The sequence below is a fragment of the Variovorax beijingensis genome, assembly GCF_007828835.1.
Classification (GTDB): Bacteria; Pseudomonadota; Gammaproteobacteria; order Burkholderiales; family Burkholderiaceae_C; genus Variovorax; species Variovorax beijingensis_A.
Window position 1 is genome coordinate 176,752 of sequence record NZ_VIVL01000008.1, and the last position, 12,838, is coordinate 189,589.

Below are 12,838 nucleotides of genomic sequence, written 5' to 3' on the forward strand. Positions count from 1 at the left end.
GGGGTTGTGCTGCAATTCGCCCATGGCCACCCCGACCCTCGACGACCTGCGCCGCTACGCCATAGCGCGCACCCTCTTCAAGCCGACGACGCTGCCGGGCGCGATCCGGCGACTCGGCTTCGTCCAGGCCGACCCGATCCGCGCACCGGCGCGCGCGCAGGACCTGACCTTGCGCCACCGCGTGAAGGACTACCGCGCCGGCGATCTTGAGAGCCGCTACATCCGCCTGGCCATCGAGGAAGACTGCCTCGTCAACTACGGCTTTTTGCCGCGCGAGCACCTGGCGCTGATGCATCCGCGCGAAGCCCGGCGCGCCTGGGATGCCGATACGCAGCGCAAGGCCGCCGACGTGCTGGCCTTCGTGCGCGAGCACGGGCCGGTGCATCCGCGCGAAGTCGAACAGCACTTTGCGCATGGCAGCGTCAAGAACTACTGGGGCGGCTCGAGCAATGCGACGACGCGCCTGCTCGACGGCCTGCACTACCGCGGCATGCTGCGCGTGGTGCGGCGCGACAGCGGCACGCGCGTCTACGAGGCCGTGACGCATGTGCCGGCCGACGACAGCCCCGCCGGCCGCGCACAACGCGCCGCCGCGCTGATCGACCTGGTGGTGCGCAAATACGCGCCGCTTCCGGCCGCGAGCCTCACGTACCTCGTGCGGCTGCTCGGCTACGGCGCGCCGCATCTGTCGGCCCAGACGCAGGCCGCGCTGCGCCTGGCGCGCGACGAACGGCTCGCGAGCTGCCGCATCGATGGCACCACCTGGTACTGGCCCGTCGATGAAAACCCGGCTTCGCGGCGCCATGCGCCCGACGAGGAAGTGCGCCTGCTCGCACCCTTCGATCCCGTGGTGTGGGACCGCCGCCGCTTCGAGCTGCTGTGGGGCTGGACGTACAAGTTCGAAGCCTACATGCCGGCGCCGAAGCGGCAGTTCGGCTACTACGCGCTGCCGATGCTCTGGCACGAGCGCGTGATCGGCTGGGCCAACGTCACGGCGCCCGAAGGCCGGCTGCAGCCCGCCTTCGGCTACGCCGACCGCAGACCGCGCGATGCACTGTTCCGCGCGGCGCTCGACGACGAGCTGCACCGCATGACGCAATTCCTCGCGAAGCGCTGAGCCGTACCGCGCGTGCAGAGAAAATCCCCGCGCCGCCGAAGGTCTGGCGCACGGGCGACAACCCGGGCGGCCGACCGCTCCTAGAATCGCACCGTCGTCCGGCATGCCGGACGGCAAGCGTTCTCAGGGCGGGGCGAAACTCCCCACCGGCGGTCATGGCGGTTTCTTCGAGAGAAGGGCCGCACGAGCCCGCGAGCGCCCAAGGCCAGCAACAGGCGGCGGGGTCAGCAGATTTCGGTGCGATTCCGAAGCCGACGGTCACAGTCCGGATGAAAGAGAGCGCGAAATGCGGGCCGGCCCGCGCGCTTCGCATTGGAGCGCGCGGTCTGCCCCGCGGTTTCGTGCGCCCTGATTCAGGAAACCTGCTTTCAAGAGGCACACCATGAGTCAGATCAACGACCTTCCCCTTTCCGCCGTCGACGCGACGGCCAGGCCGCGCGGCGAGCGCATTGCCTTTGTCGAGGCGCAATGGCATTCCGACATCGTCCACCAGGCGCGCGACGCCTTCCTTGCCGAGATGGAGCGGCTCGGCGTGGCGCGCGAGCTGATCGACGTCTTCGACGTGCCCGGCGCCTTCGAGATTCCGCTGCATGCCAAGCGGCTCGCCAACTCGGGCAAGTACGCGGCCATCGTGGGCTGCGCGCTGGTGGTCGACGGCGGCATCTACCGCCACGAGTTCGTGGCCGGCACGGTGGTCAGCACGCTGATGTCGCTGCAGCTCGAGACCGACGTGCCGATCTTCTCGGCCGTGCTCACGCCGCACCACTTCCACGAGCATGTGGAGCACCGCAAGTACTTCCACCGCCACTTCGCCGTCAAGGGCACCGAGGTGGCCGAGGCCTGCGTGAAGACGCTCGAGGGCCTGAAGAAGGTCGACGCCGTGCTGGCCGCGTGACAACCGGCACGCAGCTGAAGTAATCTGGGCGGATGGCTTCTTCATCCGCTTCGAACGACCGCTACACCCTCTACGGCGCGCCCGGCTCGGGCGCCACGCCGGTCCATGCCGCGCTGACGCTGATCGGCGCGCAGGTCGACACCGTCGATGTCTCACCCTGGGAGAACGACTCCGAGCGCGAGCGCATGTCGGGCATCAACCCGATGCAGCAGGTGCCCGCGCTCGTGCTGCCGTCGGGCGAGGTGATGACCGAGAGCGCCGCCATGCTGATCTGGCTTGGCGACCGCTATCCGGAGGCCGGGCTCTGCCCCGCGCCCGGCGATCCGCTGCGTGCGCGCTACCTGCGATGGATGGTCTACCTGCCGGCGGCCATCTACTCGCTGTTCTGGGTGCGCGACGAACCCACGCGCCTCACGCCCGACCCGGCCGCGCAGGCCGTGATGCTCGAACGCACGGCCGAGCGCATCGCGCACTGCTGGCACCTGATGGACACGCAGATCGACGAGCCCGCGCCCTACCTGCTCGGCGAGAAGATCAGCATGCTCGACCTCTACGTGACCGTGCTGTCGCGCTGGACGCCGCGGCGCAGGCGCTTCTACCGCGTGGCGCCGCGCATGGCGCAGGTGGTGCGGCGCGTGGATGCCGATCCGCGCCTGGCCGATTTCTGGGCGGCGCGCTTTCCGTTCTCGATGGACCAGGAAACACAAAAGGATTGACGACGACACCATGGCCGCACGCACCCCGACCACCGATTACCCGATGACCATTTTCCACAAGCCCAACTGCAGCACTTCGCGCAACGTGCTGGGCCTGATCCGCGAGAGCGGCGTCGAACCCGAGATCGTCCTGTACCTGGAAACGCCGCCTTCGAAGAAGAAGCTGCGCGAGCTGGCCAAGGCCATGGGCCTGGGCGCGCGCGACCTGCTGCGCACGAAGGAAGCGCCCTACGAAGCGCTGGGGCTGGCCGATCCGAAGTGGAGCGACGACCAGCTGTTCGACTTCATCATCGCGAACCCGATCCTGCTGCAGCGGCCCATCGTCGTCTCGCCGCGCGGCACGCTGATGTGCCGGCCCTGGGAGCGGGTGCGCGAGATCCTGCCCGCGGCTTGAGACGAAATCCGCGGGAGATCAGGCCGAGGCCGGCATCAGCGCCGTGCGGCGCACCCGCGTCACGTTGAAGGCGCTGGCAATCAGCACGCCTTGCACCAGCGCAAGACCGGCGATCACGCTCGTGTACTGCCCATGGTCCATCAGGCGGCCGAACACCAGCGGCGCCAGCGCCTGGCCGATGTCCAGGCCCGCATACACCACGCCGTAGACGCGGCCGGTGGCGTTGGGCGGCGTCGAGCGCTTGACCAGCAGGTCGCGCGAGGGCCCCGCGACACCCGACACGAATCCCATGGCACCGAACAGCACCGGCACCATCACCGGCGGAAACTGCGCAAAGGCCAGCACCAGCGCCAGTGCGGCCGCCACCCCGAAGCCGATGCCCACGATGCGTTCGCAGCGCGACGGGTCCGAGGCCAGGAAGCCGCCCGCCACCATGCCGGCCGCGCTCGCCACCATGTAGACCGTGAGGCACACCGCCACCAGCGCCACCGGCACCGCATGCAGGTGGCCTGCCGCAGCCGGCGCGAAGGTCTGCACCACACTGATCACGACGGCGTAGAAGAAAAAGAAGCCGAAGCACATCCACACGGCCGGAATGCGCAAAAAGTCGAACTCGCCGCCGATGGGCGCCGGTTCGCCGTGCCCGGTGGCCTTGTGCACCGCCTTCACGTCCAGCGCCAGCACGCTGCGGTAGGCCCAGAGCACCAGCAGCACCACGATGGCCAGCGCACCGGCCGAGGCCAGCGCCACGCGCCATGAGAAGGCAATGGCGATCGGCACCACGAAGGCCGGCGCCAGCGCCCAGCCCAGGCTGCCGGTGATGCCGTGCACGCTGTAGGCGTGGCCCAGGCGCGTCGGTGCCACCTTGCGGTTGAAGAGCGTGTAGTCGACCGGGTGGAACACGCCATTGCCGATGCCGCCCACGATGGCGCACAGCAGCAGCATCCAGTAGCTCTGGGCCAGCGCATAGCCGAAGGCCGCCAGGCCCAGCGCGCCCAGCCCGACGAACAGCACCGGCCGCGGCCCCAGCTTGTCGACGATGAAGCCCGAGGCCGCCTGCACGATGCACGAGACCACGAAGAACACCGTCAGCACCGCGCCCAGCTCGGTGTAGCTCACGTTGAACGCGTCCTTGAGCCAGGGAAACAGTGGCGCCAGAATCAGCTGGCTGAAATGGCTGATGGCATGGGCCAGGCCGACCAGGCCGATGAGCTGGGCGTCGCCGCGCAAGCTGGTGGAAGAAGAGGCTGTCGGGGAGGGAGAGGAAGACATGGATTGCTACAAAAAACCGCGCAGGCACCGATGCTATGCCCGCTGGCCGCGGCAGAATGGCGATACAGCGACAACATTTGTCGAAACCATGCCAAGCGCCGTTTCACCCCCTTCCCCGGTCACCAGCGTCGCGTCGCTCACGCCGCATCTCTACGCACCCGACGCGGTCAGGCCGCTGCGCGCCAAGGAACACTTCCTGAGCGCGGACACCTTCGTCGAGCTGCACCAGCACCCCTGGCCGCAGCTCACTTTCTCGACCCGCGGCGTGATCCGGCTCAGCACGCAGGACGGCAGTTACATCGTGCCGCCCTCGCGCGCGGTCTGGGTGCCGGCCAACATGCCGCACAGCATCATGCTGATCGAGGACGCCGAGCTGCGCACCGTGTACCTGCATGCCTGGCTCGGCCCACCCTGGGAAAAATGCGAGGTGCTCGAGATCAGCCCGCTGCTGCGCGCGCTGATGCTCGCGCTCGACACCACGCCCGACGGCTTGCCGCCGGCCGACCCGCACGCGCCGCAGCGCGAACGCATGATCGCCCCGTTGCTGGTGGACGAGCTCGAACGCGCCACGCAGATCCGCATCGACGTGCCGCTGCCGTCGGACAAGCGGCTGCGCCAGCTGTGCGAAACGCTGCTGCGCAACCCGGCCGACCGCGCGACGCTGGCCGAACGCGCCGCCGCCATCGGCGCCAGCGAGCGCACCGTGGCGCGGCTCTTCCGGGACCAGCTCGGCATGAGCTGGCAGCAGTGGCGCCAGCAGGCCGTGATGGCGCATGCACTGCCGCTGCTGGCGCGCGGCATGGCCGTGAGCCAGGTGGCGGCGGCCAGCGGCTACGCCACCGACAGCGCGTTCTGCGCCATGTTCAAGGCCGCCACCGGACGTTCGCCCACGTCCTTCCAGCACAAGAAGCGATCCGCCGCGCTGGCCTGAATGGCGCCATGCCGTCACGGCGCTCTGGCAAGATCGGCCGGCCGACAAAACCACGGACCACCCGACCTCCTGCCCATGGCGCCCCTTCCGCGAACGCACAGCCCCCAGACCTGGACCGCAGACATCGGCGCGCGCATTCGCCGCCTCTTCTGGCTCAAGGCGATCGGCACCACGGTCTTCACCTGGCTGTTCTTCATCGGCTACTTCCACATGCTGCGCAACCCGGCCTACCCGGTCGTGGTGATGCCGCTCACGGCGCTGGACCATCTGATTCCGTTCCAGCCCTACACGCTGGGCGCCTACCTCTCGCTGTGGGTCTACGTGGGCGTCGCGCCCGGCCTGCAGCCGAACTTTCGCGAGCTGGTGGTCTACGGCCTGTGGATCGGCGCGCTGTGCCTGACGGGCCTGGGCCTCTTCTACTTCTGGCCGACGCAGATACCGCCGCTGGCCATCGACGTGTCGGGCTATCCCGGCTTCGCGATGCTGCAGGGCGTGGATGCCGCGGGCAACGCCTGCCCCTCGATGCACGTGGCGGTGGCCATCTTCACGGCCATCCGGCTGGACCACGTGCTGCGCGAGGCGCGCACGCCGGTCTTGCTGCGCCTTGCCAACTGGCTGTGGTTTGCCGCCATCGCGTATTCGACATTGGCCGTCAAGCAGCACGTGGTGCTCGACGCGCTGGCTGGCGCGCTGCTGGGAATGGCCTTCGCACTTCCTTCGCTGCGCTGGCGGCCGGAGGGCGCAAGCCGAAGCAATACCCTGGTGGGAGCGGATATCATTGGCCATCACTGACCCACAAGCCGAGCGAGGAAGGGGTCGATCCCACGCAGCGCCCCCAGGGCGGCGATCGATCAGCGGCTGGCACACGACAACAGGCATCGCACGATGAGTTCGCTGAAGGAATTGCAGGACCTGATCCACGAGAAGTACGGTATCGAACCGTCCAAGCTCGACCCCAACGCATCGATGCGCGAAACCGGCGGGCTCGACTCGCTGGCATTGGCCGAGTTCCTGTTTGCCATCGAGGACCACTTCGGCATCACCATGCCCGATGAAGACGCCAACATCGACACCCTGAACGAACTCGCGGTGCTGGTCGACAAGGTCAGGGCCGCGAAGACAGCGTGAAGCACGAGGTCTGCGTCACCGGACTGGGCGTCGTGGCGCCGCACGGCGACGAGCCCGGCGCGCTGTTCCAGGCCCTGCTCGACGGCCAGTCGGCCATCCAGCCGATCTTCCCCGAACTGCCCAAGCCCGCCGCCGCGGCCACGGTGGCCTTCGACGAAACACGCTGGTTCACCAAGCTGCAGCTCGCCGGGGTCGACCGCGTAAGCCAGCTCGCGGTGGCCGCCGCCGACCTCGCGCTGCGCGATGCCGGCCTTGCACCGAACAACGACGCCGATCCCGAACGCGTCGGCATCTATGCCGGCTGCGGCATGGGCGGCGCCGCGGCACTCGAGGCCGCCTACCGCGGCAACGGGCGGGTGTCTCCGCTCACCATTCCGGCCTTCATGCCCAACGCGCCCGCGGCCCACGTGGCCATGCGCCAGGGCGTGCAGGGACCGGTGCTGACCTATTCGGTCGCCTGCGCCTCGTCGTCGGTGGCGATTGCCGAAGCGGCCAAGGCCATCGAACGCGGCGAAGTCGACATGGCCATTGCCGGTGGCAGCGAAGCGCTGATCGTGCCGGGTGTGGTGCTGGCCTGGCAGGCGATGCAGACCTTGGCCAGCTTCCAGCCCGGCGAAGCGGCCGGCGCGGTACGGCCCTTCGCGAGCGACCGCAGCGGCTTCGCACTGGGCGAAGGCGCGGCCTTCCTGGTGCTCGAATCGGCTGAACGCGCGCGCGGCCGCGGCGCCCGCAGCTATGCCACGCTGGCCGGCTGGGGCCTCGGCAGCGACGCCACCCATCTCACCAAGCCCGACGCGCCCGGCCAGGCGCGCGCGCTGCGCCAGGCGCTGCGCCAGGCCGGCCTCCAGCCGCGCGACGTGGGCTACTGCAACGCGCACGGCACGGCCACGCGCATCGGCGACGTGGTCGAGCGCAACGCGCTGGCCGATGTGTGGGGCAATGACCTGGGCAACCTGCGCGTCAGCTCCACCAAGGCGCTGCACGGCCACATGCTCGGCGCCGCGGGTGCCATCGAGGCGCTCGTCACGGTGCTGGCGCTGCACCGCCGCCAGTTGCCGCCGAATGCGAACTGCAGCGAGGTCGATCCGGCCTGCAGCCTGAACCTCGTCACGCCGCACGACACCAGCGCGCCCAACATCGAGGCGGCCATGAGCAACTCCTTCGCATTCGGCGGCACGAATTCCGTGCTGCTCTTCCGCCGCCCGTGAAACCGGGGTTCCGTCGGGGGTATGCTGACGATGGAATCTTCAATCAATCGATCACCTCGACAAACGGGAGTTCGTCATCATGCGTTTTCGCACCGCAATGATTTCCATCGCGCTGGTTGCGGCCAGTGTTTCAGCCTCGGCCCAGTCGGACCTGCTCGGCAAGCTCAAGGACCAGATGAGCTCCTCGGGCGGCGGCGCTGCCCTCGGCGAGAACCTCGGCTTCAAGATGCCCGCGATCGGCTCCAGCACCATGGGCAATGCGGCCGGCGTGCTGCAGTACTGCGTCAAGAACAACTACCTGGGCGGCGATGCGGCCTCGGTGAAGGACAAGCTGCTGGCCAGGATCACCGGTCAGAAGCAGCAGGAAACCGGCTTCGCGAGCGGCGCCAAGGGGCTGCTCAAGGGCGGCGACGGCAAGACGCTGAACTTCAAGATGCTCTCGTCGAAGGTGAAGGAAAAAGCCTGCGACTACGTGCTCAAGAACGCGAGTTCGCTGGTCTAGCCACTCTCCCATGCGCGCGGCCCGAGCGGCCGCCCCAGTTTCCGCCTGCGGTGGCGCAGGACGATCGCCAGCAAGCCACCCACCATCCATGAATCCGGCAGCCACCCCCTCCTCCGCTTCTTCCTCCCTGCGCCAGCGCATCGCGCGCTGGGTTCCCTGCCTGGCCTGGCCCCGTCCTTCCGCGGCGCTGCTGCGCAACGAGGCCATGGCGGGCATCACGGTCGCGCTGATGGTGCTTCCCCAGGGCGTGGCCTATGCCGCGCTGGCGGGCATGCCGCTGGTCACCGGCGTGTATGCGGCGCTGTTCCCGGCGCTCATCGCGGTGATCTTCAGTTCGTCGCAGCGGCTGTCGGTCGGGCCCACGGCGCTCACCAGCCTGCTGGTGGGCGCATCGCTCGCGCCGCTGGCGGTACCCGGCAGCGCCGAATGGGTGGAAATGGCGGTGTGGCTCACGCTGATGTCGGGCGCGATCCAGATCGTGCTGGGCATCGGGCGCTTCGGCTGGCTGCTGCGGCTGGTCAACTCGCCGGTGCTGATCGGCTTCACGCAGGGCGCGGCGGTGCTGATCGCCATTTCGCAGCTGCCGGCGTTGCTCGGATTCACCGGGCGCACCCTTCCCCAGGTGCTGCAGGGCGGGCCGCCGCCCGACCTGGTCGCCATTGCCTTCGGGCTCGGCAGCATCGCCGTGCTGTGGCTCGGCAAGCGGCTTGCGCCGCGCTTCCCGACCACCATGGCGCTGGTGGCGGGCGCCGCGGCCATCAGCTGGAGCATCGGCTACGCACTGCGGGGCGGCGCCGTGGTGGGCAGCCTGCCTTCGGGCCTGCCTTCCTTCTACTGGCCGGGCCTGCTGCCGCTGAACACGCTCAGCGCGCTGGTGCTGCCTGCGTTGATGATCACGCTCGTGAGCTTTCTCGAAACCGCGTCGAGCGCCAAGGTCGACAACGCGCGCGCCGGCACGCTCTGGAACGAGAACCAGGACCTGATCGGCCAGGGCCTGGCCAAGCTGGCCTCTGGCTTCACGGGCGCCTTTCCCACCAGTTCGTCGTTCTCGCGCTCGGCCATCACGCTGTATGCAGGCGCCCAGACCGGCTGGGCCACGCTGTTCAGCGTGGTGGTGGTGGCCGGTGCGCTGCTGTGGCTGATGCCGCTGCTCTATCACGTACCGCAGGCGGTGCTGGCGGCGGTGGTGGTCACGGCCATCCTGGGGCTGGTCAAGCCGGCGAGCTTCGTCGCGCTCTGGCGCGTGTCGCGCATCGAGGCGGGCATTTCGTTCGGCACCTTCGTGCTGACCATCGCCACGGCGCCGAGCATCTACTGGGGCGTGCTGGGCGGCCTGCTCGCGAGCCTGGCGCACTACATGTACCGCCACCTGCACCCGCGCATCATCGAGGTGGGCCTGCATCCCGACGGCAGCCTGCGCGACCGCAAGCTCTGGAAACTGCCGCCGCTGGCGCCGCAGCTCTATGCGCTGCGCATGGATGCCGAGCTCGACTTCGCCTCGGCCTCCACGCTCGAGCGCGCACTCACGACCGCGCTGGCCGAGCGCCCCGAACTCACCGACGTGTGCCTCTTTGCGCAGCCCATCAACCGCATCGACATCACCGGCGCCGAAGTGTTCGGTTCGATCCGCCGGATGATGGAGGCCAAGGGCGTGCGCCTGCACCTGAGCGGCCTGAAGCTGCCGGCCATGCAGGTGCTGGAGCGCGCCGGCCTGCTCGCGCCGGGGCCGATGCTGTTCAGCTACCGCACCGACGGCGAGGCGCTGGCGGCGCTGACCCAGCAGCGGGCCGACGTTCCGCCGCTGCCGGTGCCGGAGGACGACGACGGCCGCTGAACGAAGGGCCCGGCGGCCGCGCCATGAAGACCACGTCAGCGCGCCGCGACGAAAGGCTCCACCGAGGCCGACTTGATCTCGTAGCCGCTCACGCCCATGTCCACGGAGGAATAGCGCGCCGCCTTCAGCAGGCCGCTCACGCGCACCGTGTCCATGGCATGCAGGCCCTTCACGGTGTCGGCCGCGACCACGTGCACGATCTGGTTGGCCGGCGGCGGCGGCGTGTGGATGCAGGCACCGAAGTACGGCACCAGCAGGAACTCGCGGATGCCGGCCTGCGTGTTGTCCAGCGGGACGACGAAGCCCGACAGCCGCGCCGCCGTGCCGTCGAGCGCCACGTTGACCGGCGCGTTGTCCCAGACGGCGCGCATCTCGTCGAGCATCTGGATCGCGCGCGGGTCGTTGTCGCGCAGCGACTCCAGGCTGAGGTTGCGGTAGCGCTTGGTCGGGTCCCAGTTCTTGGGAACGAGCTCTTCCCATTTGAGTTCCTGCGCGGCAGCCGCCGGCACCGCGCCGGTGCCGGCGGCCGGCCCGCAGCCCGCCAGGGCAGCGGCGCCCAGCGCCAGCAGGAAGGCCGGCAAAGTGCGGCGGAAGAAGGCTCTCATGGCGCCTATTGTGCTTGCGGCCCGTGTCCGCCAGCTTAGCGGGGGCTTAACGGTGAGGACAAATTGCCCGCGCCCGGCCAGAATCGCGCCACCACGACTCCGAGGAGATCCGCATGGCTGCAACAGGATGGCTGGGACTCACGTCCCTTGGCATTGTTCACACCGCGATCAGCCTGATCGCCGTGATCGCGGGGCTGGTCGCCCTGTTCCGCTACAGGGAAATCACGCTGCGCACCGGCTGGGGCCGGGTCTTCGTGTGGACCACCGTGCTGACCTGCCTGACCGGATTCGGCATCTTCCAGCACGGCGGCTTCGGCAAGCCGCATGCGCTGGGGATCCTGACGCTCGCGGCACTGGCCGTGGGTGCAGCCGCCGGCCGCGGCGCCATCTTCGGCCAAGCCTCGCGCTACGTCGAAGCCGCGGCCTTCTCGGCCAGCTTCCTGTTCCACTGGATTCCGGCCTTCACCGAAACCCTGACCCGCCTGCCGCTGGGCGCGCCGCTGCTGCCCAATGCCGATGCGCCCGAACTCAAGGCGATCACCGCGGGGCTCGGCGTGCTGTACCTGGTCGGCGTGACGCTGCAGATCAAGCGGCTGCGCGGCGGCAAGCCGGTCAGTCCCGCACCGGTCCGCGCAGGTTCTTGATCTGCGAGCGCTGGCTCTTGCCTTCGAGCCGCCGCTGCTTCGAACCGTAGGTAGGCTTGGTGGCGCGCCGCACGCGCGGCGGCGTGGCCACGCTGTCGACCACCTCCTGCAGGCGCACGAGCGCGTCGGCGCGGTTCATTTCCTGCGTGCGGTGCTGCTGTGCCTTGAGAACGAAAACGCCTTCCTGCGTGATGCGGCTGTCGCGCAGGGCAAGCATCCGCTCCTTCACGTCGGCAGGCAGCGAGCTCGCGTGGATGTCGTAGCGCAGGTGCACCGCGCTCGACACCTTGTTGACGTTCTGGCCACCCGCGCCCTGCGCGCGGATGGCGCTGAACTCGACCTCGTCGGGGTCGATCAGGATGGGTGGGCGGAGCATGTCCGCAAGTGTGCCTTCAAACGCGTTCGAACACGGCCGCAATGCCCTGTCCGCCACCGATGCACATCGTGACCAGCGCATAGCGCCCGCCGGTGCGGTGCAGCTCTGCGATCGCCTTCGTCGTGATGATCGCGCCGGTCGCGCCTACCGGATGGCCGAGCGAAATGCCCGAACCGTTCGGGTTCACCTTGGCCGGATCGAAGCCCAGCTCCTTGATCACCGCGCAGGCCTGCGCCGCGAAGGCTTCGTTCGATTCGATCACGTCGAAGTCGGCGACCTTCAGGCCCGTGCGCTCCAGCACCTTGCGCGTGGCCGGCACCGGGCCGATGCCCATGTACGCGGGCTCCACGCCAGCATGCGCGTAGCCGACCAGGCGCGCCAGCGGCTTCAGGCCCAGCGCCTTGGCGCGCCCGCCCTCGGCCAGCACCACGGCGGCCGCGCCGTCGTTGATGCCCGAGGCATTGCCGGCGGTCACGAGGCCGTCCTTCTTGAACGCGGGTTTCATCTTCGAGAGCGTCTCCGCGGTGGTGTCGGCACGCACATGCTCGTCGGTGTCGAACAGCACGACGCCCTTGCGCGTCTTCACCTCGACCGGAACGATCTGTTCCTTGAAGCGCCCGGCAGCGATGGCCGCCGCCGCACGCTGCTGGCTGGCCACGGCCAGTTCGTCCATCTGCTCGCGCGTGATGCCGTAGCGCGCCGCCACGTTCTCGGCCGTGATGCCCATGTGGATCTTCTCCCACGGGTCGTGCAGGATGCCAAGCATATAGTCGACCAGCACCGCATCGCCCATGCGTGCGCCGTAGCGCGCCGAGGTGTCGAAGTAAGGCCCGCGGCTCATCGATTCCGAGCCGCCGCCGATGGCGATGTCGCAGTCGCCCAGCGCAATGGCCTGGGCCGCCGACACGATCGCCTGCAGGCCCGAACCGCAGAGGCGGTTGACGTTGAAGGCCGGCGTCTCGATCGGGCAGCCCGCGTCGATGGCGGCCACGCGGCTCAGATACGCGTCCTTCACGTCGGTGGGAATCACGTTGCCCATCACCACGTGGCCGATGGCATCGGCGGCCACGCCGCTGCGCTCGATGGCGGCCTTGACGGCGGTGGTGGCCAGTTGCGTGTTGGGCACGTCCTTCAGCGCGCCGCCGAAGGTGCCGATGGCGGTGCGGGCGGTGCCGACCACGAAGATGTCGCGCGTTGTCATGGTGTGGTTCTCCTG

General features: G+C 69.0%; 15 protein-coding genes and 1 riboswitch. Of the genes, 11 read left to right on the top strand and 4 right to left on the bottom strand.

Annotated elements, in window-relative coordinates; genetic code table 11:
• The first annotated feature begins 22 nt into the window (after positions 1–22).
• From FB547_RS22480 to arsC, 4 genes are all read left to right on the top strand, one after another.
• Positions 23–1,117, top strand: a complete 1,095-nt coding sequence (locus tag FB547_RS22480; RefSeq protein ID WP_145745878.1) for a DNA glycosylase AlkZ-like family protein — start codon at positions 23–25, stop codon at positions 1,115–1,117.
• Positions 1,118–1,232: 115 nt separating this feature from the next.
• Positions 1,233–1,402: riboswitch (FMN riboswitch) on the top strand.
• A 97-nt stretch (positions 1,403–1,499) separates the two neighbouring features.
• Entirely contained in the window at positions 1,500–2,012 is a 513-nt protein-coding gene (locus FB547_RS22485) for a 6,7-dimethyl-8-ribityllumazine synthase (RefSeq protein WP_145745879.1), read from the top strand.
• A gap of 32 nt (positions 2,013–2,044) precedes the next feature.
• Positions 2,045–2,728 (top strand): glutathione S-transferase family protein, encoded by a 684-nt coding sequence (locus FB547_RS22490; protein WP_145745880.1) that lies wholly within the window; start codon positions 2,045–2,047, stop codon positions 2,726–2,728.
• Positions 2,729–2,738: 10 nt separating this feature from the next.
• Positions 2,739–3,122, top strand: coding sequence for an arsenate reductase (glutaredoxin) (gene arsC, locus FB547_RS22495; RefSeq protein ID WP_145745881.1), 384 nt, complete (start codon positions 2,739–2,741; stop codon positions 3,120–3,122).
• Between the two features lie 18 nt (positions 3,123–3,140).
• On the opposite strand, the gene FB547_RS22500 is transcribed toward arsC, so the two are convergent.
• Entirely contained in the window at positions 3,141–4,394 is a 1,254-nt protein-coding gene (locus FB547_RS22500) for an MFS transporter (protein ID WP_145745882.1), read from the bottom strand.
• An 88-nt stretch (positions 4,395–4,482) separates the two neighbouring features.
• On the opposite strand from FB547_RS22500, the gene FB547_RS22505 reads away from it, so the two are divergent.
• From FB547_RS22505 to FB547_RS22530, 6 genes are all read left to right on the top strand, one after another.
• The gene (locus FB547_RS22505) at positions 4,483–5,325 is read left to right on the top strand and encodes an AraC family transcriptional regulator (RefSeq protein ID WP_145745883.1); all 843 of its coding nucleotides are present in this window, start codon (positions 4,483–4,485) and stop codon (positions 5,323–5,325) included.
• A gap of 75 nt (positions 5,326–5,400) precedes the next feature.
• Entirely contained in the window at positions 5,401–6,117 is a 717-nt protein-coding gene (locus FB547_RS22510) for a phosphatase PAP2 family protein (protein ID WP_145745884.1), read from the top strand.
• Positions 6,118–6,210: 93 nt separating this feature from the next.
• A complete protein-coding gene (locus tag FB547_RS22515) occupies positions 6,211–6,453 on the top strand; it encodes an acyl carrier protein (protein ID WP_012746984.1) in 243 nt (80 codons plus the stop codon).
• Complete coding sequence (locus FB547_RS22520) at positions 6,450–7,661, top strand: beta-ketoacyl-[acyl-carrier-protein] synthase family protein (protein ID WP_145745885.1); 1,212 nt, start codon at positions 6,450–6,452, stop codon at positions 7,659–7,661. Before FB547_RS22515 ends, FB547_RS22520 begins: the two co-directional genes overlap by 4 nt.
• A 79-nt stretch (positions 7,662–7,740) precedes the next feature.
• Complete coding sequence (locus tag FB547_RS22525; RefSeq protein ID WP_145745886.1) at positions 7,741–8,163, top strand: DUF2501 domain-containing protein; 423 nt, start codon at positions 7,741–7,743, stop codon at positions 8,161–8,163.
• A gap of 88 nt (positions 8,164–8,251) precedes the next feature.
• The gene (locus FB547_RS22530) at positions 8,252–9,997 is read left to right on the top strand and encodes a SulP family inorganic anion transporter (RefSeq protein WP_145745887.1); all 1,746 of its coding nucleotides are present in this window, start codon (positions 8,252–8,254) and stop codon (positions 9,995–9,997) included.
• Positions 9,998–10,032: 35 nt separating this feature from the next.
• On the opposite strand, the gene FB547_RS22535 is transcribed toward FB547_RS22530, so the two are convergent.
• Positions 10,033–10,602: a DUF3299 domain-containing protein gene (locus FB547_RS22535; RefSeq protein ID WP_186454229.1), complete on the bottom strand. Its 570-nt coding sequence runs from the start codon at positions 10,600–10,602 to the stop codon at positions 10,033–10,035.
• Positions 10,603–10,715: 113 nt separating this feature from the next.
• Here FB547_RS22535 and FB547_RS22540 point away from each other — a divergent pair, with 113 nt between their 5' ends.
• Positions 10,716–11,246 (top strand): hypothetical protein, encoded by a 531-nt coding sequence (locus FB547_RS22540; RefSeq protein WP_145745888.1) that lies wholly within the window; start codon positions 10,716–10,718, stop codon positions 11,244–11,246.
• On the opposite strand, the gene arfB is transcribed toward FB547_RS22540, so the two are convergent.
• Positions 11,215–11,622: an alternative ribosome rescue aminoacyl-tRNA hydrolase ArfB gene (gene arfB / locus FB547_RS22545; protein ID WP_145745889.1), complete on the bottom strand. Its 408-nt coding sequence runs from the start codon at positions 11,620–11,622 to the stop codon at positions 11,215–11,217. The genes FB547_RS22540 and arfB overlap by 32 nt on opposite strands.
• Before the next feature lie 16 nt (positions 11,623–11,638).
• On the bottom strand, positions 11,639–12,823 hold the full coding sequence (locus tag FB547_RS22550) for an acetyl-CoA C-acyltransferase family protein (protein WP_145745890.1): 1,185 nt from the start codon (positions 12,821–12,823) through the stop codon (positions 11,639–11,641).
• Between the last annotated feature and the right edge of the window lie 15 nt (positions 12,824–12,838).